Annotated in this window: 19 protein-coding genes; 11 read left to right on the forward strand and 8 right to left on the reverse strand. The window is 36.9% G+C overall.

The window, feature by feature from the left end; all coding sequences use genetic code 11:
* Positions 1–170: 170 nt before the first annotated feature.
* From dusB to BuS5_RS16770, 3 genes are read right to left on the reverse strand one after another with little or no spacing between them, the layout of a single operon-like run.
* A complete protein-coding gene (gene dusB, locus BuS5_RS16760; protein ID WP_027353336.1) occupies positions 171–1,145 on the reverse strand; it encodes a tRNA dihydrouridine synthase DusB in 975 nt (324 codons plus the stop codon).
* Positions 1,142–2,044, reverse strand: coding sequence for a DUF1848 family protein (locus BuS5_RS16765; protein WP_035264686.1), 903 nt, complete (start codon positions 2,042–2,044; stop codon positions 1,142–1,144). The genes dusB and BuS5_RS16765 overlap by 4 nt, the downstream gene beginning before the upstream one ends.
* 15 nt (positions 2,045–2,059) lie before the next feature.
* Positions 2,060–2,422: a hypothetical protein gene (locus tag BuS5_RS16770; RefSeq protein WP_027353335.1), complete on the reverse strand. Its 363-nt coding sequence runs from the start codon at positions 2,420–2,422 to the stop codon at positions 2,060–2,062.
* A 174-nt stretch (positions 2,423–2,596) separates the two neighbouring features.
* Here BuS5_RS16770 and BuS5_RS16775 point away from each other — a divergent pair, with 174 nt between their 5' ends.
* From BuS5_RS16775 to BuS5_RS16815, 9 genes are all read left to right on the forward strand, one after another.
* On the forward strand, positions 2,597–2,920 hold the full coding sequence (locus tag BuS5_RS16775; protein WP_051374634.1) for an Hpt domain-containing protein: 324 nt from the start codon (positions 2,597–2,599) through the stop codon (positions 2,918–2,920).
* On the forward strand, positions 2,904–4,544 hold the full coding sequence (locus tag BuS5_RS16780; protein ID WP_027353334.1) for a sensor histidine kinase: 1,641 nt from the start codon (positions 2,904–2,906) through the stop codon (positions 4,542–4,544). Before BuS5_RS16775 ends, BuS5_RS16780 begins: the two co-directional genes overlap by 17 nt.
* Positions 4,545–4,553: 9 nt before the next feature.
* Positions 4,554–5,675, forward strand: coding sequence for a sigma-54-dependent transcriptional regulator (locus BuS5_RS16785; protein ID WP_051374633.1), 1,122 nt, complete (start codon positions 4,554–4,556; stop codon positions 5,673–5,675).
* Between the two features lie 110 nt (positions 5,676–5,785).
* Positions 5,786–7,102, forward strand: coding sequence for a transposase (locus BuS5_RS16790; protein ID WP_274427662.1), 1,317 nt, complete (start codon positions 5,786–5,788; stop codon positions 7,100–7,102).
* A 236-nt stretch (positions 7,103–7,338) separates the two neighbouring features.
* Positions 7,339–7,620 carry a helix-turn-helix domain-containing protein gene (locus BuS5_RS16795; protein ID WP_035266152.1) on the forward strand — a complete coding sequence of 94 codons (282 nt, stop codon included), beginning with the start codon at positions 7,339–7,341 and terminating at the stop codon, positions 7,618–7,620.
* 155 nt (positions 7,621–7,775) lie between these two features.
* Positions 7,776–8,687: an ABC transporter substrate-binding protein gene (locus BuS5_RS16800; RefSeq protein WP_035266155.1), complete on the forward strand. Its 912-nt coding sequence runs from the start codon at positions 7,776–7,778 to the stop codon at positions 8,685–8,687.
* On the forward strand, positions 8,678–9,688 hold the full coding sequence (locus BuS5_RS16805; RefSeq protein WP_035266157.1) for a FecCD family ABC transporter permease: 1,011 nt from the start codon (positions 8,678–8,680) through the stop codon (positions 9,686–9,688). Before BuS5_RS16800 ends, BuS5_RS16805 begins: the two co-directional genes overlap by 10 nt.
* A gap of 20 nt (positions 9,689–9,708) precedes the next feature.
* A complete protein-coding gene (locus tag BuS5_RS16810) occupies positions 9,709–10,524 on the forward strand; it encodes an ABC transporter ATP-binding protein (RefSeq protein WP_035266159.1) in 816 nt (271 codons plus the stop codon).
* A 1-nt stretch (position 10,525) separates the two neighbouring features.
* Positions 10,526–10,930 (forward strand): acyl-CoA thioesterase, encoded by a 405-nt coding sequence (locus tag BuS5_RS16815; RefSeq protein WP_051375079.1) that lies wholly within the window; start codon positions 10,526–10,528, stop codon positions 10,928–10,930.
* A gap of 3 nt (positions 10,931–10,933) precedes the next feature.
* Here the strand turns inward: BuS5_RS16815 and BuS5_RS16820 are convergent, their stop codons facing one another.
* The 4 genes from BuS5_RS16820 to BuS5_RS16835 form a co-directional block, all read right to left on the reverse strand.
* On the reverse strand, positions 10,934–11,437 hold the full coding sequence (locus BuS5_RS16820) for a MogA/MoaB family molybdenum cofactor biosynthesis protein (protein WP_027354761.1): 504 nt from the start codon (positions 11,435–11,437) through the stop codon (positions 10,934–10,936).
* A gap of 171 nt (positions 11,438–11,608) precedes the next feature.
* Positions 11,609–12,139 carry a bifunctional pyr operon transcriptional regulator/uracil phosphoribosyltransferase PyrR gene (gene pyrR, locus BuS5_RS16825; protein ID WP_027354762.1) on the reverse strand — a complete coding sequence of 177 codons (531 nt, stop codon included), beginning with the start codon at positions 12,137–12,139 and terminating at the stop codon, positions 11,609–11,611.
* A gap of 21 nt (positions 12,140–12,160) precedes the next feature.
* Positions 12,161–13,303 carry a methionine aminotransferase gene (locus tag BuS5_RS16830; RefSeq protein ID WP_027354763.1) on the reverse strand — a complete coding sequence of 381 codons (1,143 nt, stop codon included), beginning with the start codon at positions 13,301–13,303 and terminating at the stop codon, positions 12,161–12,163.
* Between the two features lie 6 nt (positions 13,304–13,309).
* Positions 13,310–13,960 (reverse strand): class I SAM-dependent methyltransferase, encoded by a 651-nt coding sequence (locus BuS5_RS16835; protein ID WP_198012309.1) that lies wholly within the window; start codon positions 13,958–13,960, stop codon positions 13,310–13,312.
* Positions 13,961–14,276: 316 nt separating this feature from the next.
* Here BuS5_RS16835 and BuS5_RS16840 point away from each other — a divergent pair, with 316 nt between their 5' ends.
* Together BuS5_RS16840 and BuS5_RS16845 are read left to right on the forward strand one after the other, a co-directional pair.
* A complete protein-coding gene (locus BuS5_RS16840) occupies positions 14,277–16,070 on the forward strand; it encodes a hypothetical protein (protein ID WP_027354765.1) in 1,794 nt (597 codons plus the stop codon).
* On the forward strand, positions 16,054–16,686 hold the full coding sequence (locus tag BuS5_RS16845; protein WP_027354766.1) for a hypothetical protein: 633 nt from the start codon (positions 16,054–16,056) through the stop codon (positions 16,684–16,686). Before BuS5_RS16840 ends, BuS5_RS16845 begins: the two co-directional genes overlap by 17 nt.
* Here BuS5_RS16845 and BuS5_RS16850 read toward each other — a convergent pair.
* Positions 16,666–16,941, reverse strand: coding sequence for a hypothetical protein (locus BuS5_RS16850; protein ID WP_027354767.1), 276 nt, complete (start codon positions 16,939–16,941; stop codon positions 16,666–16,668). The two genes, BuS5_RS16845 and BuS5_RS16850, sit on opposite strands and share 21 nt — an antisense overlap.
* Positions 16,942–16,961: the final 20 nt, after the last annotated feature.

Below are 16,961 nucleotides of genomic sequence, written 5' to 3' on the forward strand. Positions count from 1 at the left end.
TATTCGTACCTGTAGTACGTTGATCGAAGATTTTGACCGATAACGCATTGAAATTTATTATCTGACAATCTATAGATTGTCAGATAATAAATTTCACAAGGCCAGAGGGAGGAAGGCGTATTGTAATACTCCAACGACCGATAACGCAGTGAAATTATTTATGTGACAATCTATATAGATCGATCATCTTGTAATACCTTCATATAGGATTTAATCAAGCCTAAAGCTTCACCCTCGGACGATATCCTGTTAATTGATTTGCGAAATCTGCCGCTGCCGGGCAAACCTTTGACAAACCAGCAAAGCCGGCTGCGCATCATGCGGCAGGCATGCTTTTCTCCAAAATATTCCACTGAATTTTTAAGATATTTTACCATAACTGCAAAGCGGTGGACAAGATTTATATCACACCGGTCTCCCCTTAGCAGCGCCAGGATTTGTTTAAAAATTAATGGGTGCCCGATTGCTGCCCTGCCTATCATAACCGCGTCACAGCCAGTCTCTTTAAGCATTTGCAAAGCATCGTCAGGATGAGCAATATCCCCATTTCCGATTACCGGAATTGAAATATTCTTTTTAACGTCTGCAATAACCTGCCAGTCTGCATTACCTCTGAAACCCTGTGTCGCCATTCGAGGATGTACGGTAATGGCATCCGCACCCCTTTCCTGAGCTATTTCGGCAATCTTCATAGCATCTTTTCCTGATTTGTTCCACCCTGATCTGATTTTTATGGTAACAGGGATCTTTACGGCCTGGCGTAGAGCCGTTATAACCGCAGCCGCTTTATCAGGGTCTTTCATCAAGGCTGCGCCTGATCCTGTTTTAAGTACCTTTTTAACTGAACATCCAAAATTTATGTCAATCATGTCGGCTCCCACGGACTCGACCATGCGGGCTGCTTCAGCCATAATGGCCGGATCAGAGCCGAAGATCTGAACCGAAAGAGGCTTTTCGGCGGGAAGGCTGTCAAGGAGTTGTTCCGTTTTTTGGGATTTATAGACCAGACCATTAGCGCTGACCATCTCTGAGCAGACAAGAGCCGCTCCGGCTTCTTTGGCAAGCAGCCGAAAAGGGAGATTGGTAATTCCTGCCAGAGGAGCCATAATTGTTATATTATCAAGTTTAACGGAACCGATTTTCATTCCAGCGCCTCCGATTTACAGTTTTTCCTGGAAGAGGGATTTGCATAACAAAAAAGGCAGTTGTGATAGCACGGATGCATGCTGTATGATCCTACATCGACTGAAATTTTGCACCCGCAGCCTTGTTTTATTCTTTGTCCTGTATCTTTTCTCAGGGAAAGCCCCCCTCCGTATAATCTCATAAGCAGATCATTAGGTATGCATGAACTTGCATTGATGTTTGAATCCTTGGGCAGTCCGTCAAGAAGTTCTTTTTCACAGCAGATGAACAGTCTTATATCAAGTGCTTTAAGTTCCTGTTCCATATTCAGAAGGATCTTTACCTTCTTGTCAAAATGCGGCTCAACAAATGAAAAGCCCTTTATGGATGCCGCTCTTTTTTTGATTTTTGTATAATGATCCATGAAGCTGGTGATACATCTTTTTACGCCGCACTCTGAGGCGTATTTTGCGATGCGGTTAAAATCATGCATATTGTTTTCTGTTTCACAGCTGCCTGTTTTATAAAAGCATATAGGGTCAAACCGCCAGTTTATCGATTCAGGATTAAAATGAGAGCTAAGATATGATAGTTGATCAAGACGATCATTTAATGGAGGCACGTGAGGTTCAAGTAAGGGAACGCAGGAATTTATAGTAAAGTTAAAAAAAAGGTTATATCCTTTTTTTTGCAGCATTGCGCCGAAACCGCTTTTAATAAACGGTCTGAAATTCTTTGACCAGAAAACTATCGTATGTACTTTGTCGGGAGTGGCCCGAACTATAGAAATATGCCCGTTGTAGGGATTGGTTGTTTTGAAAAAACCTTTTTTGATCTGTTCAGCAAACCATTTCAAATAAAAGGCGGGGATATCTGTTCTTCTTGAGGCGGATATTACTATCTTTTTTGCAGGCTGCATCTGAATATTTAGGTATTAATGCTTTTTTCTGTTTGGTTTTCTTCTATTTGGCAGGGAAATTACCCTGGAACTACCTGCTTTTGTTGCATTTTTTTTCATTTTTACCTGGGTTTTTGTTTTTTTGTCCTCTTTTTTTTGGTCCTCTTCAGGAGAGATCACAGGTTTCAGACGCATACTTTTGCCGTTCATTGTAAATTCTGCGCCGTCAATATAAGCGCTTCGCAAAATCCATGTTACGGTTTGAACCGGTATTTGCAGTATCAGCATCTTAACATGATACCAGTCTTTTTTATGATCAGGTAAAATTTCTTCTATTCTGGCGAAGGTCAAAGGCTTATCTTCGCAATATATCAAAACAATATCATTTTCTTGTGACATTTATATTAATAGCTCCCTTAGGAAGGATTTTCATACTTTATATACTTTTAATTTATAACATTTTTAAGATTCAAAATATAGTATTTAAGAGAATAAAAAATTAAAGTTATTTTTTTATTAGCAGATAATAAGTTGGAAATGACAAATTAATGTATAATTTTTTCAGGAGGACTTATGAAAACTGAAGATTTGGTCGCTAACCTCGGTTTGGATCTTGAAGATGTAAAAGAGTTGCTGGAATTATATGTAGGCGCAACCTCATCTGATCTTAAGGCTATGCAGGAAGCCATCGATAATAATGATGCGGATATAATTCATGAAAGAGCTCATTCCATAAAAGGCGCGTCCGGCAATCTTGGGCTTACTGATTTCTATGAATTGGCTAAAGAGATTGATGATCAGGCGCGTACAAACAAGCTGAATGGCCTGGAAACAATATGCAATGAGTTTGCCGGCAAGTTTCAGCAACTGGTTCAGGAGATTGAAAACAGTTGTTGATTATCTCATTACACCCAAAGAATATGGGGGGCGGCTCTCCGGCAAGAAGCAAAAGGATGTCAAATTGTTTGCCGGACGATTAAAAACATACTTTACAATCAATACGGCTTTTTTTTTATTTATCGGAATGCTCCTGATAGATCTGGTTATTGTAAAATTGGATCAAAAAGTTCTTTTAAAATCAGAAATTTTAAAAGGGTTTTTCCTTCTTTCCGCCTTTGAGAGCAGTCTGCAGCAGTCTGCAGAAGAAGAAAATAGTTTTTTTAGTATTAAAACCAAATGTTTATTCCGTACTTTTTTAAAAGAATCAGGCTTTAACTTTGCATTGTTTATAGATATGCAAAAAAGAAAATATTTTTTCGGAAAGTGTGAAATCAATCGGAACAAGCTTGTGGTTCTAAGCAAAAAAGCCGGATTGACTGAAAAAAGAATAATTTCATTTTCTGATTCAATCCGATCCGGTTCGATTTGGGGTGTTTTATGGAAAGAACAGCGATATCTAATTATTTTCTCTCCTCTATCCATAAATAAAGATTCATCGGCAAGCGTCAGTATAGTCCTCGATCTTGTTAAAATATATAATCAGACCGGGCAGACCCAAAAGATCATTTTTATCTACCTGTTAATAAACACAGCCATATTAACATTTATCAGTGTCAAACGAATCTCCCGGGCAACAGTAACGCCACTCAAAAGACTGCTGAACAATGCTGAAGAATTCAGGGAAGATGGGGACATGTTTTTAATACATGCAAAAGAGAGTGATGAGTTCAGCCGGCTTTCTTCTTCCTTAAACCGCATGTTACAACGGATTGCCAATGACAAGGAGAAGCTCAGGGTTACTGTAAGGTCTCTTGAAAAAACAAATCTAAAACTCAAGGAGGCTCAAAAGGAACTCGTTAAGGCGGAAAAGCTGGCTTCCGTAGGCCGCTTGTCAGCCGGTATTGCCCATGAAATCGGGAATCCGATCAGCATAATTATCGGTTATCTGGAACTGCTCAAGCAGCAGAACATCAGCAATAATGAAAAAAACGATTTTCTACATCGAGCAAAAGATGAAATAAACAGGATTAATACAATAATCCGGCAGCTTCTTGATTTTTCAAGAACTTCAGAGGAAAATATCAAAAACATTTCCGTGCATGAAATTATAAATGACATATCACAAATCTCTAAGATACAACCATGGTTGTCGGGTATAACAATAGAACTCCGTTTAGCTGCCGCAAAAGATACTATTAATGCAGATTCAAATCAATTAAGACAGGTCTTTATGAATCTGATTATCAATGCCTCTGATTCCATAGCCTCTTCTCCTGAAAAGATAAAAGGAAAAATATATATAACCACTGAAAATATTGAAAAAATATTCTTTGGAGCAGCCGAGCCGGTTCAAATGCTGAAAATCATGTTTACGGATAATGGCCCGGGAATTTCCGAAGCTGATATTGAAAATATTTTCGATCCCTTTTATACAACTAAAGAGCCTGGCAAAGGAACCGGTTTGGGTCTTTATGTTTGTTTTATGATAATCGATAAAATGAGTGGAAAGATAGAAGTTAAAAGCAGCGAATATAATACAACAATATCGATTACCCTGCCTTTATTAAATCATCACTTCTGAGGCGACGCCATGAATGAAAAAAAAACCGTAAAGACCAAACCTTTTAAGAAGAAACTATTGGTAATTGATGACGAAAAAAATATGCGTCACATGCTCTCTGCTATGCTTGCACGGTCAGGGTATATGGTTGATACCGCTCCCGACGGTCAAGCAGGCTTGCAGAAAGTAAATAACTCCATCCAAAAATTAAAACCATACGCCTTTATTCTTTGTGATCTTAAAATGCCCAATATGAGCGGAATGGAATTCCTTGATTCGGTCCGGGACAAAATCAAGGAGACAACCGTTATAATGATGTCCGCCTATGGCACAATCGATACCGCCATCAAAGCCATGCAGCAGGGCGCATACGACTATATATCAAAACCGTTTAATATTGATGAGGTTCTGCTGGCTCTGAAAAAAGCCGAGGAACGGGAAAACCTTAAACATGAAAACTTTAAACTTAAAGAACGGCTCCGGAAGATTGAAGATAGTTATAGCTTCGGCAGCATGATTGCCGGAAGCGCCAAAATGGAATCTGTTTTCAGGCTTGCCAAAAAAGCTTCCGAATACGATTCAACCGTTTTAATCCAGGGAGAAAGCGGAACAGGCAAAGAGCTGATTGCAAAAGCTCTGCATTTCAACGGTATTAGAACAAAGAAAGCTTTTGTTCCTGTTAATTGTGGAGGAATCCCGGATAATCTGCTTGAGAGTGAATTTTTTGGTTATAAAAAAGGCGCTTTTACCGGCGCGGATAGAGACAAAAAAGGGTTTTTTGAAGAAGCGGGCATGGGCTCTATTTTTCTTGATGAAATCGGAGAGCTTTCCTTAAATTTGCAGGTAAAGCTTCTCCGTACTTTACAGGAAAACGAAATTAGACCTTTAGGTGATTCGCAAACAAGGAAAATAGATGTCCGTGTTATTGCCGCCACATCAAAAAAACTCGAATATGAAGTAAAAAAAGGAGCCTTCCGTGAGGATCTATTTTACAGGCTTAATGTTTTACCGATAAATATTCCTCCATTGAGGGATCGTATTGAAGATATACCGATTTTAAGCAACCATTTCCTTGAAAAGTTCAATAAAAAATTCAACAAAAACATATCGGAAATATCGCCCGGAGCATTATCTATACTTAGTATCTGCTGAATTTCTTTTTTATGAAAGAAATGCTTTGCTATCCATAGCAGTATATGCCATTTTTTAAATTGCAGCTAAATGGTATTTTAAGCACTCTAAAAAGGATAGGAGGTATTCTGATGATAAAAAATACTTTTGAAGAAGTTCTTTCTGATGAATGGGTGAAAGCAAATATAACCAATCCAGTTCAGGAATTGGTTATTATCCGTGGGATAATTCCATGGCAAAAAATGATTACAAAGTTGTGTAAATTTTATAACACCAGTCAGGGTGCTTTTGGAAAATCTCTCAGGATGATGACAGCGATTTTGATTTGTATAAAATACTATCAATTAAGTGATAGGCAAATGGTTAAGCATATAAAAGAAAACCACTATATTCAATATTTTTGTAACATCACAAATGAGGAATTGCAAACATGCCTGGATCCGAGTTCTATATGTGTATTTCGAAAACGTATAGGTGAAGAAGGTGTTGAAATTATAGAAAAAGAAGTTTTTGAGGTTCTACGCAAAGCTGGGATAATACAGGGTGATAATGCTATGATAGATTCAAGCGTATTGAAAAATAACGTTATCTATCCAAATGATGTACATTTAATTTTTAAAGCTTTTGACAAAATGAAACAATTTGCCGTTTTGCATCAAATCTCCTTGTGGTGGGACAATAATGAAGTAAAAAAATTATGGCGAGAATTTTTTTTGAACAAAAAACAAAACCGTTTGGAATGGTTACTCAAATTTAATATATTATTTATTCCTGCTCTAAAAATATTTGATAAAAAAGTTGAATCATTAAAGACCACAAAGAAAAAACAAATAAAAGCTGACAATATGTTTGCTATTCTTACTATTCTTGAAGCACAAACCTTAGAAAAACTCGAAGGTAAAAAACAGATAAAAAACCGGATTGTATCCATTGATGAACCGGATGCCCGCCCGATTGTAAAAGGAAAAGAGCATCCGAAGTGTGAATTCGGCACAACAATGGAAATGACTTTCAATAGGGAAGGATTCATGATTACCATTGAAAATTTTATCGGTAATCCAAATGATAAAACGCTTTTTGCTGGAACACTCGAACAGTTCAAAAAACGGATGAAAGGCGAACCGGAAAATATTATTACCGACCTTGGTTACAGAAGCAATGGTAATTTTAAAATTGCAGACAATATCAGTAACGTTTTTTTGGGGCGTAAAAAAGATGTATCCGAAGAAAAACAGAGTTTTTGCTGTAAAGCCCGTTCAGCAACAGAAGGTTTCATAGCTATTGCAAAAAATATTAGAGGTTTTGGATGCAGTCTTTATAGAGGATTTGAAGGAGACCGTATATGGTCATTGCTTTGTCAAACCGCTTATAATCTTAAAAAGTTTATTCAGCTTCTAATGGGAGAAAAGATTGAAGAAAAAAAACTGATGAAACTCGGGCTGGCATAAGCCGAACAAGGATTTTATCAAAAATAGTTGATTTTAAAAAATATGCGGATAGGAGAGGTGCGTCTATAGGTGTTAACAATTTGCCGTTTTTTACCAAAATTCAATTAAAATACCACAAATGAGCTTAAAATTTTAGATTAAAATTCTCTATGATTAATATATGAACAATGCTGATATACTATGTTATTATCGAAATTCAGCGGATACTACTTATAAAGCACTCGTGGCCTGGAAATGTGAGAGAACTTGAAAATATCATTGAACGGGCTGTAATTTTTTCAGAAAAAAAAATTATTCTTCCGGAAAATCTTCCCCGGGAATTTGGTATCAAAGCAGGCGCCGCCAGAATTGATGATTTTTTTAAGGGTTTCTCGATAAAAAAAGCTCAAAAAATTATGGAAAAAAGGCTTATACTAAGAGCTCTGGAATCTACCGGCGGCAACCGTACAAAATCAGCCAAACTTCTTGAAATCAGCCACCCTTCTCTGTTAAGTAAAATAAAAACATACAAAATATAGCTTTTCAAATAAATAATTTCACTGAGTTATCGGTCAAACCCTGAGTAGTGGCACGATACATCGTGCCACTACTCAGGGTTTCCCTTTATCCTTGTGAGATTAATTGTCTGAAAAGCTATAGAATGTTGGTGATTGATTACGCTTGGGGATTGAATATGAAAATTCTTGTTTTTTGCGGGTTTATCTTTTTTTTAGCTATATTTCCTTTGTCAGGCGCTGGGTTTGAACTGAAAACCGTAATCGACCAGGTTAGCCGTCAGGTTGTTGTGCCTGCCGCCCCGCAACGGGTGATTGCCCTTGCACCAAGCATCACGGAAATTATTTTTGCACTTGAGCAGGAAAATCGCTTAAAGGGCGTAACAGCCTACAGCGATTTTCCCAAAAAAGCCCTTAAACTTCCAAAAGTTGGTTCTTATGTATACCTTGATCTGGAAAGGATAGTCTCTCTGAAACCGGATCTCTGCATCGCCATCAAGGACGGCAACCCGAAAGAAGCTGTTGACAAGCTTGAATCTATTGGCATACCTGTGTATGCTGTAAATCCGAAAAACATTGAAACAGTAATAAATACAGTTGTTGAAATAGGCGGGTTACTCAATGCCTCCAAAAAAGCGGATGCCCTGGCAAAAAATATGCGGCATAGAATAAAAAGGGTTGAAGCTCTAATAGCAAAAACAGATCTTCGACCGGGTATTTTTTTTCAAATAGGAATAGCTCCCATAGTATCTGTTGGAACCGATACCTTTATTCATGAACTTATTATTAAGGCAGGAGGCAGGAATCTTGCGGAAGGTCCGGTTTCTTATCCGCGTTTCAGCAGGGAACAGGTTTTGGCTCTGGCTCCCGACATCATAATTATTACATCAATGGCCCGATCAGTTGTTTTTGAACAGGTTAAAGCGGAATGGAACAAATGGCCGAATATGCCGGCTGTAAAAACCGGAAGGATTTTTCTCGAAGATTCCAACCTGTTTGACCGCCCAACGCCCCGCCTTGTGGACGGCCTTGAACTTCTACTCAAGCTGATTCACCCGGAACTTATTAATGAGGCAAACAAGTGCCTGTAAACAGATCTTCCATTATAAAACGGATTACGCTTATTTCTTTAATTTTATTTATAATCCTTCTTATAGTGATCCTGGCGGCGCTTGCAATCGGATCGACAAGCACAGGGATTAAGGCTGTTTACCAGGCATTCTTTGGTCATGAAGATGCTGATTCCATGACAAGAGCTATAATATTGCACCTTCGTTTACCCAGAGCCGTGCTGGCTGCGCTTGTAGGTGCAGCCCTTTCTTTGGGCGGCCTTGTTTTTCAGGCTATTTTAAGAAATCCTCTGGCCGAACCGTATATTTTAGGCATTTCAGGAGGTTCCGCCATAGGAGCCATTCTTGGAATATTAATGGGACTGTCGCGTTTCCCCGGAGTAAGCCTTCTATCCTTTACCGGGAGTATCATCATCCTGTTTTTGATTATCATAATTTCATCCGGCCATTCAATTTTAAAAAAAGATTCCCTTTTGCTGGCCGGCGTTATGGTTAATTCTTTTTGTTCCGCTGTTATTATGTTTCTAATCTCCATGACCCAGGATTCCAGGCTGCATAACATAATGTTCTGGCTTATGGGTGATCTTTCACTTGCGGATCTCAATAAGGCCGGCATACTTGCAGCAATACTCTGCCCCTGTTTTATTCTAATATTTCTGCTTTCAAATTCAATGAATATTCTCCTGCTTGGAAAAGAGATGGCGATTACAATGGGAATAAGTGTAAAGGCGATTACCCTGACACTTTTGATTACAACATCATTAATGGTCAGCGCAACAGTAAGTAATTGCGGACTGATTGGTTTTGTGGGGCTTGTGATTCCACATATTTTACGCCTCATCCTCGGATCAGATCACAGGGTGCTTGTTCCCGCCTGCATCCTGGGGGGTGGGACATATATGGTTGTCTGCGATCTAATGGCAAGAACACTTCCTGATCAAGGTGAGATGCCGGCAGGGGTTATTACAGCCATGATCGGCGCTCCGATCTTTATATTTCTTTTAAAAAAAACTAAAATATAATCTAAATTATAAACAGGGCTATGACTGCGGCAATAGAAATAAAAAATCTGAATTATTATTATGACGATTATCAAGTATTGAAGAATATAGATTTTACTGTTCAAAAGGGAGATTTTTTTATTATCATAGGCCCGAATGGATCAGGTAAAACAACCTTGATCAAGATCATAGCCGGTATTTTTAAACAGCAACAAGGAGAAATAATTGTTTTTGATAAAAAGCTGGAAAAATATTCACGTAAGAAACTGGCCCAAAAAATCGCCCTTGTTCCGCAAATGGTTACAGCGGATTTCCCTTTTACGGTAATGGAACTGGTTCTAATGGGTCGCTCACCATATCTTGGCCTGCTGGGACTTGATAAGCAAGAAGATCTTGAAATAGCAAAACAGGCTTTAGATTTTACCGGTGTTGAGGAATTAATTGATCGCAGAATAGAGCATCTGAGCGGAGGTGAACGGCAGCGCATATTTATTGCCAAGGCAATCTGCCAGGAAACTGAAATAATTCTTTTGGATGAACCTACGGCGGCCCTGGATATCGCTCATCAGATCCGAATAATGGATTTAATGGAACAGCTTCAGCACGAAAGAAATGTAACAATAATCATGATATCACACGACCTTAATCTTGCCGCCATGTATGGAAACAGGTTGCTGCTCCTTAACAACGGAAAAATAGCCGGCCTGGGAAGCCCTGCTGATGTGATTACCTTTAAAAATCTTGAGGAAGCTTATGGATGCAAATTATTGATTGACAAAAATCCTGTAGGCAAGTACCCACGGGTTAATCTTGTGCCCCAAAGGCTTTTTGATCAAAACAATATTATTAGGAAATAAAATGGAAAAAATTTTTTTATATCAAACAAAGGTACCGCTATATGAAGTAGACTTGGGCGGTGGGGTTTATCACGGCAATTATTATCATTTTTTTGAATCAGCAAGAGAAGCTATGCTCGAAGAAATAGGGTTTCCATACACAAAAATGATGGAACTTGGGAATCACCTTGCTGTGGCAGAAGCAAAATGCATATATCGCATTCCGCTGCGATATAATGATCCTATAGAAATTCGCAGCAAATTTACCAAAATTTCAAGCAGAAGTCTCAAAATCAACCAGGAAATATGGAATCTTGATATCGACAAACCGGCAACTACCATTGGTTTAAGTCTGGTATGCATAAATAATAAAGGCCGGGCGACAACTCTACCTGAGGCTTTTAAACAAGCACTTAATTCAAAATAGCATTTACTCTGCTATATGTTTTACAATATGCCCAATTTCAAGAAAAATAAGAGCCTTACAGGCTAATTTACAGGCTTTCAGGCTGCCGGGAATTGCAAAAAGAACAGACTTACCTGTAATTCCGGCTGTGGCGCGGGATAAAATTGCCGCGGAATCTATCTCTTCAAAACTCAGTTGCGCAAAAACAGCACCAAACCCGGTAAGTTCTTTTATAAACAAGGGCCGGACAGCCTCGATGGTAACATCCGTGCTGCTTATTCCCGTCCCCCCGGTTACTATTATAACGTCAGGTTTCAGATCCTGGATCAGATCCAGGACGGTTTTTGTAATGGTGGCTGATTCATCAGGAATTACCTGATGAAAAACTACAGTATGCCCCTCTTTTTTGGCTTGTTTACTGATCCAGACTCCGCTTTTGTCATTGGCAATGGTTCTTGTAGTAGAAACAGTTATTATCCCGATCCTGGTTTTTTTCGGAGCTGTTTTTTTATGTTTCTGTGTACTCAAAAAAATAATCCTTAGGGTTCGCACAAAAATAAGTTAGCAATTTTAAGTGTTGAGGCGCCTGGCTGGCAAGGCGCGAAAGCGTAGGAATATCAAGATATTTCTACGCTTTCGTAACGCAGCCAGGCAGGATGTATCGACGTTTAAAATGTAAAGTTATTTTTGCGCGAGCCCTTACTCAATCAGAACAGCATCTATGTCATCATGCTCCTGAAAGAGCACATTAACTGTTTCGTGCTGCCTTGTTTCTATAAACTTACCCACATAATCAGCCTGTATCGGTAATTCCCTGTATCCCCTGTCCACCAGAACGGCAAGTTCAATACGATCAGGCCTGCCAAAATCGATAACAGCATCCATGGCCGCCCTGACAGTGCGGCCTGTAAAAAGGACATCATCAACAAGAATAATATGTTTTCCGTCAACGGAAAATGGTATTTTAGTAGTCTTTACTACCGGATGGTTGCTTATCTTTGTCCAGTCATCACGATACATGGTAATATCTATTGTGCCGGACTCGACAACAATCCCCTCAATATCAACAATTCCTTTCCCTATTCTTTGCGCTAAATAAACGCCCCTGGTATGAATGCCGATTAAAACCAGATTGCCGACACCTTTGTGTCTTTCAATTATCTCACAGGTAATCCTTGTAAGTATTCTTTTTATATCACCTTTGTCGAGAATTATATTTTTTAAATCCATAATTCTTTCCTGATTTAATCTTTAAAGACGGCAAAGTATTTCAGCTGCTTTTTCCAATGTTTCATCTTTTTTTGCAAAACAGAATCTCAATACTTTATCATCCTGCTTTTTGTTATAAAAAGCGGATGGAGGAATGGCGGCAACTCCGTATTCTGTTGTGATACGTTCTGCAAATGTATAATCAGATTCATCTGAAACAGCCGAATAATCCACCATCAGAAAATAGGTTCCGGAACAAGGCAAGACCCTTAATCCGGATGCCTCCAAACATGAAATAAATTTGTCCCGCTTCTTTTGATAAAAAATAGCCAGATTATTATAATAACTTTTTTCTTTCATCATGTCTGCATAAGCATACTGCACCGGCGTGTTGGAAGCAAAAGTAAGAAACTGATGGATCTTGCGAAACTCAGTTGATAAAATTTCAGGCGCAATACAATAACCAATTTTCCAGCCGGTTGTATGATATGTTTTACCAAAAGAACTGATAACAAAACTTTTTTCAGCCAGTTCGGGAAAGCGCAGCATACTCGCATGGGTGAGACCATCAAATATAATATGTTCATAAACTTCATCGCTGATAATTAAAATATCAGTATTATGGGTTAACTCCCGCAAACTGTTAATATCCTTCCCGGACAGGACTGTTCCTGTAGGGTTGTGCGGCGAATTTAATATTATAAGCTTTGTTCTTGATGATACAGCCTCCGTCACCTCATTCCAGTCTATTCTATATTCCGGAAACTTAAGCTGTATAAAAACAGGTATACCGCCGTTCAGCTTAACAGCCGGCTTATACGAGTCATAAGCAGGTTCAAAAATAACAACTTCATCACCTGGATTTACAACAGCGCTAATGGATGCATACAAAGCTTCTGTGGCGCCGGAAGTAACTGTAATTTCTTTATCAGGATCTACATCAGCTCCATATATTTTTTTGACTTTGGCTGCTATCTGTGATCTCAACTCGGGAATTCCCTCCATGGGGGCATACTGATTAAAACCAGAGCGCATATACTTAACGACAAGTTCTATCAGCCTGTCGGGAGCATCAAAATCAGGAAAACCCTGTGAAAGATTAATGGCATTATGTTCAGCCGCCAGTTTCGACATGATAGTAAAAATAGTAATGCCGACATCAGGTAGTTTTGACTTTATTTTCATATTTTTTTAAGTCGGATTTATCTTGCTTTTCATCTGGAAAAGAACAAACTCTTTAGCGCTGTCATCTGTGCGGAGTATTCTTTTTCCTGCTTTGATATGAAAGTACTGCCCCATTTCTTCCAGAAAAATTAAACCTGTCTTACGCATTCCTTCTGCCAGAGTTATGTTACCGCCTGGTTTTAAACATTTATTAAAAAGCATTAACAAACTTTTAATATCACTTTTTTTATAGACTACCTCTGAGCCTATTATTTGATCAAAACGTCCATCACATACCGGTTTATTCCAATCAAGATCTTTAATTTCCAAATTATCACAGTTGTTTATCGCCGTATTGGCCCTGGCAAATTTCAAGGCATCAGGATTATGTTCCGACATCAATACCCTGTGCCCGAAACTCGCAGCCACAATTTCAACAACACCAATACCCGCACCTATTTCAAGAAATCTCTTTGCAGGGTTCACCGGTAGATCCGCCATATAAGCCGATAGAACAGTCGCTGCTTCCCATATCTTGGCCCAAAGCGGAAATTCATCAAACAGATTATCTTTATTTATAAAACGATCAATAGTTTTTGGTATAAGAAAGCTGAATTTTTTTCCATTTACAACCATAGGTATTTGTTCGGTTTCATAATCGCTATAAAACTGATCCAAATCAAATTCTGCAGGTTTTTTTATTATGTTTATCATATCTGTATATATATATGGCGCATATAAATTTGTCAAAAATAGTATTGACAGGGTCATGCCTTCATTCTTGACAAAAACTTATCAAGAGTGAAGGCATATCCCTTATCTTAACTTTTCATTGGTTGGAATTGATTTGTATCAATCTCTTACAAAATAATACAATTTAAATTTAAGTTTATTTTAATAAATACGATATATTTTATAGAGAAAAACATTTTTATAACTTCTTTAAAAACTCAAAGATGATATTTAATCCCGTAATATATAAAATTATTAAATAATGGAAAATGAATCTCAAAATAATAATCTTTCCGAACAGGAAAAAATGGATGCACTTGTTGCCGAACTTGCTGGTGAATCAAATGATCCGGCTAAAAACGATCTTAAAAATAATAATAACAATGATGATGAAAACAACTCAGAAACTGTCGAAAATATCAAAAATAATGAATTTGAGGAGACCGCTCAAAACGCTGATAGCGCCGACCCGGATATAAATAATCTTTCCGAACAGGAAAAAATGGATGCACTTGTTGCCGAACTTGCTGGTGAGTCAAATGATCCGGCTAAAAACGATCTTAAAAATAATAATAACAATGATGATGAAAACAAATCAGAACCAATCGAGAATATCAAAAATAATAAATTTGAGGAGACCTCACAAAACGCTGATAGCGCCGACTCGAATATAAAAAACCTTTCCGAACAGGAAAATTTTAGTAATAAAAATGAACCTGATGATTTTAATTCTCTCGATGATGATGAAATAGAACATTTTGATGCTGCTATCTCAACTAAAATATCGGATAAAAAAATAACAAAAAAAACTGAAAATGTTGATTTAAATATTTCGACTGAAAAGGAAAATACTGCAAAAAAACCAACAATTAATAAATTGAAAAAACAAATTAGAATAAAAAAATATATAAAACTGCTTATCTCTTTGTTTTTATTATTGATTTTATTTTCTTCAGTGTTTCTTATATATAAATATAAAACTGGAAAAAATCATTCTTTAATATCTGAACATCAATCCTCAAATAACCAGTATAAAAACAATAAACCTTTAACGACCACTAAAATAAAAGAACCTGAATTTGAAGAAAAAAAAATTACTCAATCTCAATTAGAGGATCTTCTGAAAAAAATAGATATTATTATAGATGAATTGCAATCAACCAAAAATGAGCTTGATAATATTATACGCTATTACAAAGATGGAATAAAAAATGTGGAATTAGCTATTACCAAAGAAATAAAAAAAAAAAATATACATACATTTAAAGATGCAATAAAAAATATGAGAATAAAACTCGGTATAGAAACTATTCAAAGGAGATTATTCTATTTTAATAAACTTGAAAAACCATTCAATCAACTTAATTATGATATTGAAGAGCTAATATTTTTAAAACGCAAAATTAAAATAGCTATACAAATTATGCCTCTTATAAATGAAACAGAAATTGCGAATTTTCAAAAAGATATAGAAACTGCTCTTATAAAACATATTTCAGTTACCGATAAACTGTTTGTTGATAATAATTCTACAAATAAATTAGAATCTTTTGAATCTATATGGGCCGCATTGCCCTTTTATGAAAAAACAAAAGATAGTATAAAAAAAAAAAATAATTTAACCAACATAGAAATATGGGAAGAATTATCTAATGGAAATTTCGATAACGTAAATAAACTTACTAAATTATCAATCGCTTCCGCAGAATGTCTGTCAAAATGGAAAGGAAAAGATCTTTATTTAAACAATATTACAACTCTTACACCACAAATAACAAAAAAACTTATTGAATGGAAAGGAGAATGGCTATGTCTTAACGGTCTCTCTACCCTTTCTCCTGAAACAGCAAAATATCTTTTTAAATGGGACGGCAAACGGATTTCTCTTAATGCAATAAAACAACTTTCACCTAAGGAAGCAGAATATATATCCGGTTGGCAGGGTAATCATCTTGAAATGATTAATCTTAACAGTTTTTCTCCCACGACTGCCCAATATTTAACGAAATGGCTCGAAGCGGGAGGAAAAATTTATATTAATGATAAATATCGATAAAACCCGACTGAAAAAAGAATATTTTGCCCATTTTAATTCTCCTTGCGAGGAGAAACCGATCCTCACGAACGGACAACAAGTGATTAAATTTTTTATAAAATTTAAAATCTTTTATATCCTCCCTCTATATTTATTTATAGCTTATGATTTTGTATTTGCTAATAATGATATTAATAATATTCTACGGCAAAAATTATCGGATATTACATATACTCAGGAAATCATTGCAAAAAAAATCAAGTTATCTGTAAAAATAAAAGATAACCTAATTAATAATGAAACAAAAATTATTCAGAAAATAACAGACAAAAAAAAATCTTTAAATATTAATAATTGTCAAACTGCTGATCAATTGCCGTTAATGCAATTCGATCTAACATTAATTCAACTACTTCGTACTTATATTGCGGAACTTTCCCAAAAAATCATTCTTTTAAAAAACTGTAATACCCAGCTTGATTTTTTATATAACCAGGCTGAAGATAGTTTAATGATAAACAAAACGATTAAAAACCTTCAAATAAATGAATTGATACTAAAAATAGATAAAACCCTCGAAACAAATCAAAACTTAATTGAAAAAGAGATATTGTCCTTAAGATTCTTGCAAAAATAAATTTGCAATTTTAAGTGTTGAGGCGCCTGGCTGGCAAAGCGCAAGAACTATGCTGTCATCACTTAATTCATAACCTCTCCATACATATTTACTCAATACGCTGACATCTGCTGATGCAGTCGGTCTTTTCTCCATGTTCGACATGGCACTGATCAGCCCCTTTGGTTCCTCTTCCTCTGCCCACAGATAAGTATTACCTGTAAATAGTGCCATTGATATTATAATTGCCACCAGTTTCCACACTCGAATCCCCATTTGCTTAACATTCCTTTTAT

This window comes from Desulfosarcina sp. BuS5, from assembly GCF_028752835.1.
Classification (GTDB): domain Bacteria; phylum Desulfobacterota; class Desulfobacteria; order Desulfobacterales; family BuS5; genus BuS5.

Coding starts and splice junctions, on each gene's coding strand:
- BuS5_RS16815 (WP_051375079.1), top strand. CDS start 10,526: ATGGAAAAAATTTTTTTATATCAAACAAAGGTACCGCTATATGAAGTA.
- BuS5_RS16845 (WP_027354766.1), top strand. CDS start 16,054: ATGATAAATATCGATAAAACCCGACTGAAAAAAGAATATTTTGCCCAT.
- BuS5_RS16785 (WP_051374633.1), top strand. CDS start 4,554: ATGAATGAAAAAAAAACCGTAAAGACCAAACCTTTTAAGAAGAAACTA.
- BuS5_RS16830 (WP_027354763.1), bottom strand. CDS start 13,303: ATGAAAATAAAGTCAAAACTACCTGATGTCGGCATTACTATTTTTACT.
- BuS5_RS16790 (WP_274427662.1), top strand. CDS start 5,786: ATGATAAAAAATACTTTTGAAGAAGTTCTTTCTGATGAATGGGTGAAA.
- BuS5_RS16810 (WP_035266159.1), top strand. CDS start 9,709: ATGACTGCGGCAATAGAAATAAAAAATCTGAATTATTATTATGACGAT.
- BuS5_RS16775 (WP_051374634.1), top strand. CDS start 2,597: ATGAAAACTGAAGATTTGGTCGCTAACCTCGGTTTGGATCTTGAAGAT.
- BuS5_RS16850 (WP_027354767.1), bottom strand. CDS start 16,941: ATGGGGATTCGAGTGTGGAAACTGGTGGCAATTATAATATCAATGGCA.
- pyrR (WP_027354762.1), bottom strand. CDS start 12,139: ATGGATTTAAAAAATATAATTCTCGACAAAGGTGATATAAAAAGAATA.
- BuS5_RS16770 (WP_027353335.1), bottom strand. CDS start 2,422: ATGTCACAAGAAAATGATATTGTTTTGATATATTGCGAAGATAAGCCT.
- BuS5_RS16800 (WP_035266155.1), top strand. CDS start 7,776: ATGAAAATTCTTGTTTTTTGCGGGTTTATCTTTTTTTTAGCTATATTT.
- BuS5_RS16840 (WP_027354765.1), top strand. CDS start 14,277: ATGGAAAATGAATCTCAAAATAATAATCTTTCCGAACAGGAAAAAATG.
- dusB (WP_027353336.1), bottom strand. CDS start 1,145: ATGAAAATCGGTTCCGTTAAACTTGATAATATAACAATTATGGCTCCT.
- BuS5_RS16765 (WP_035264686.1), bottom strand. CDS start 2,044: ATGCAGCCTGCAAAAAAGATAGTAATATCCGCCTCAAGAAGAACAGAT.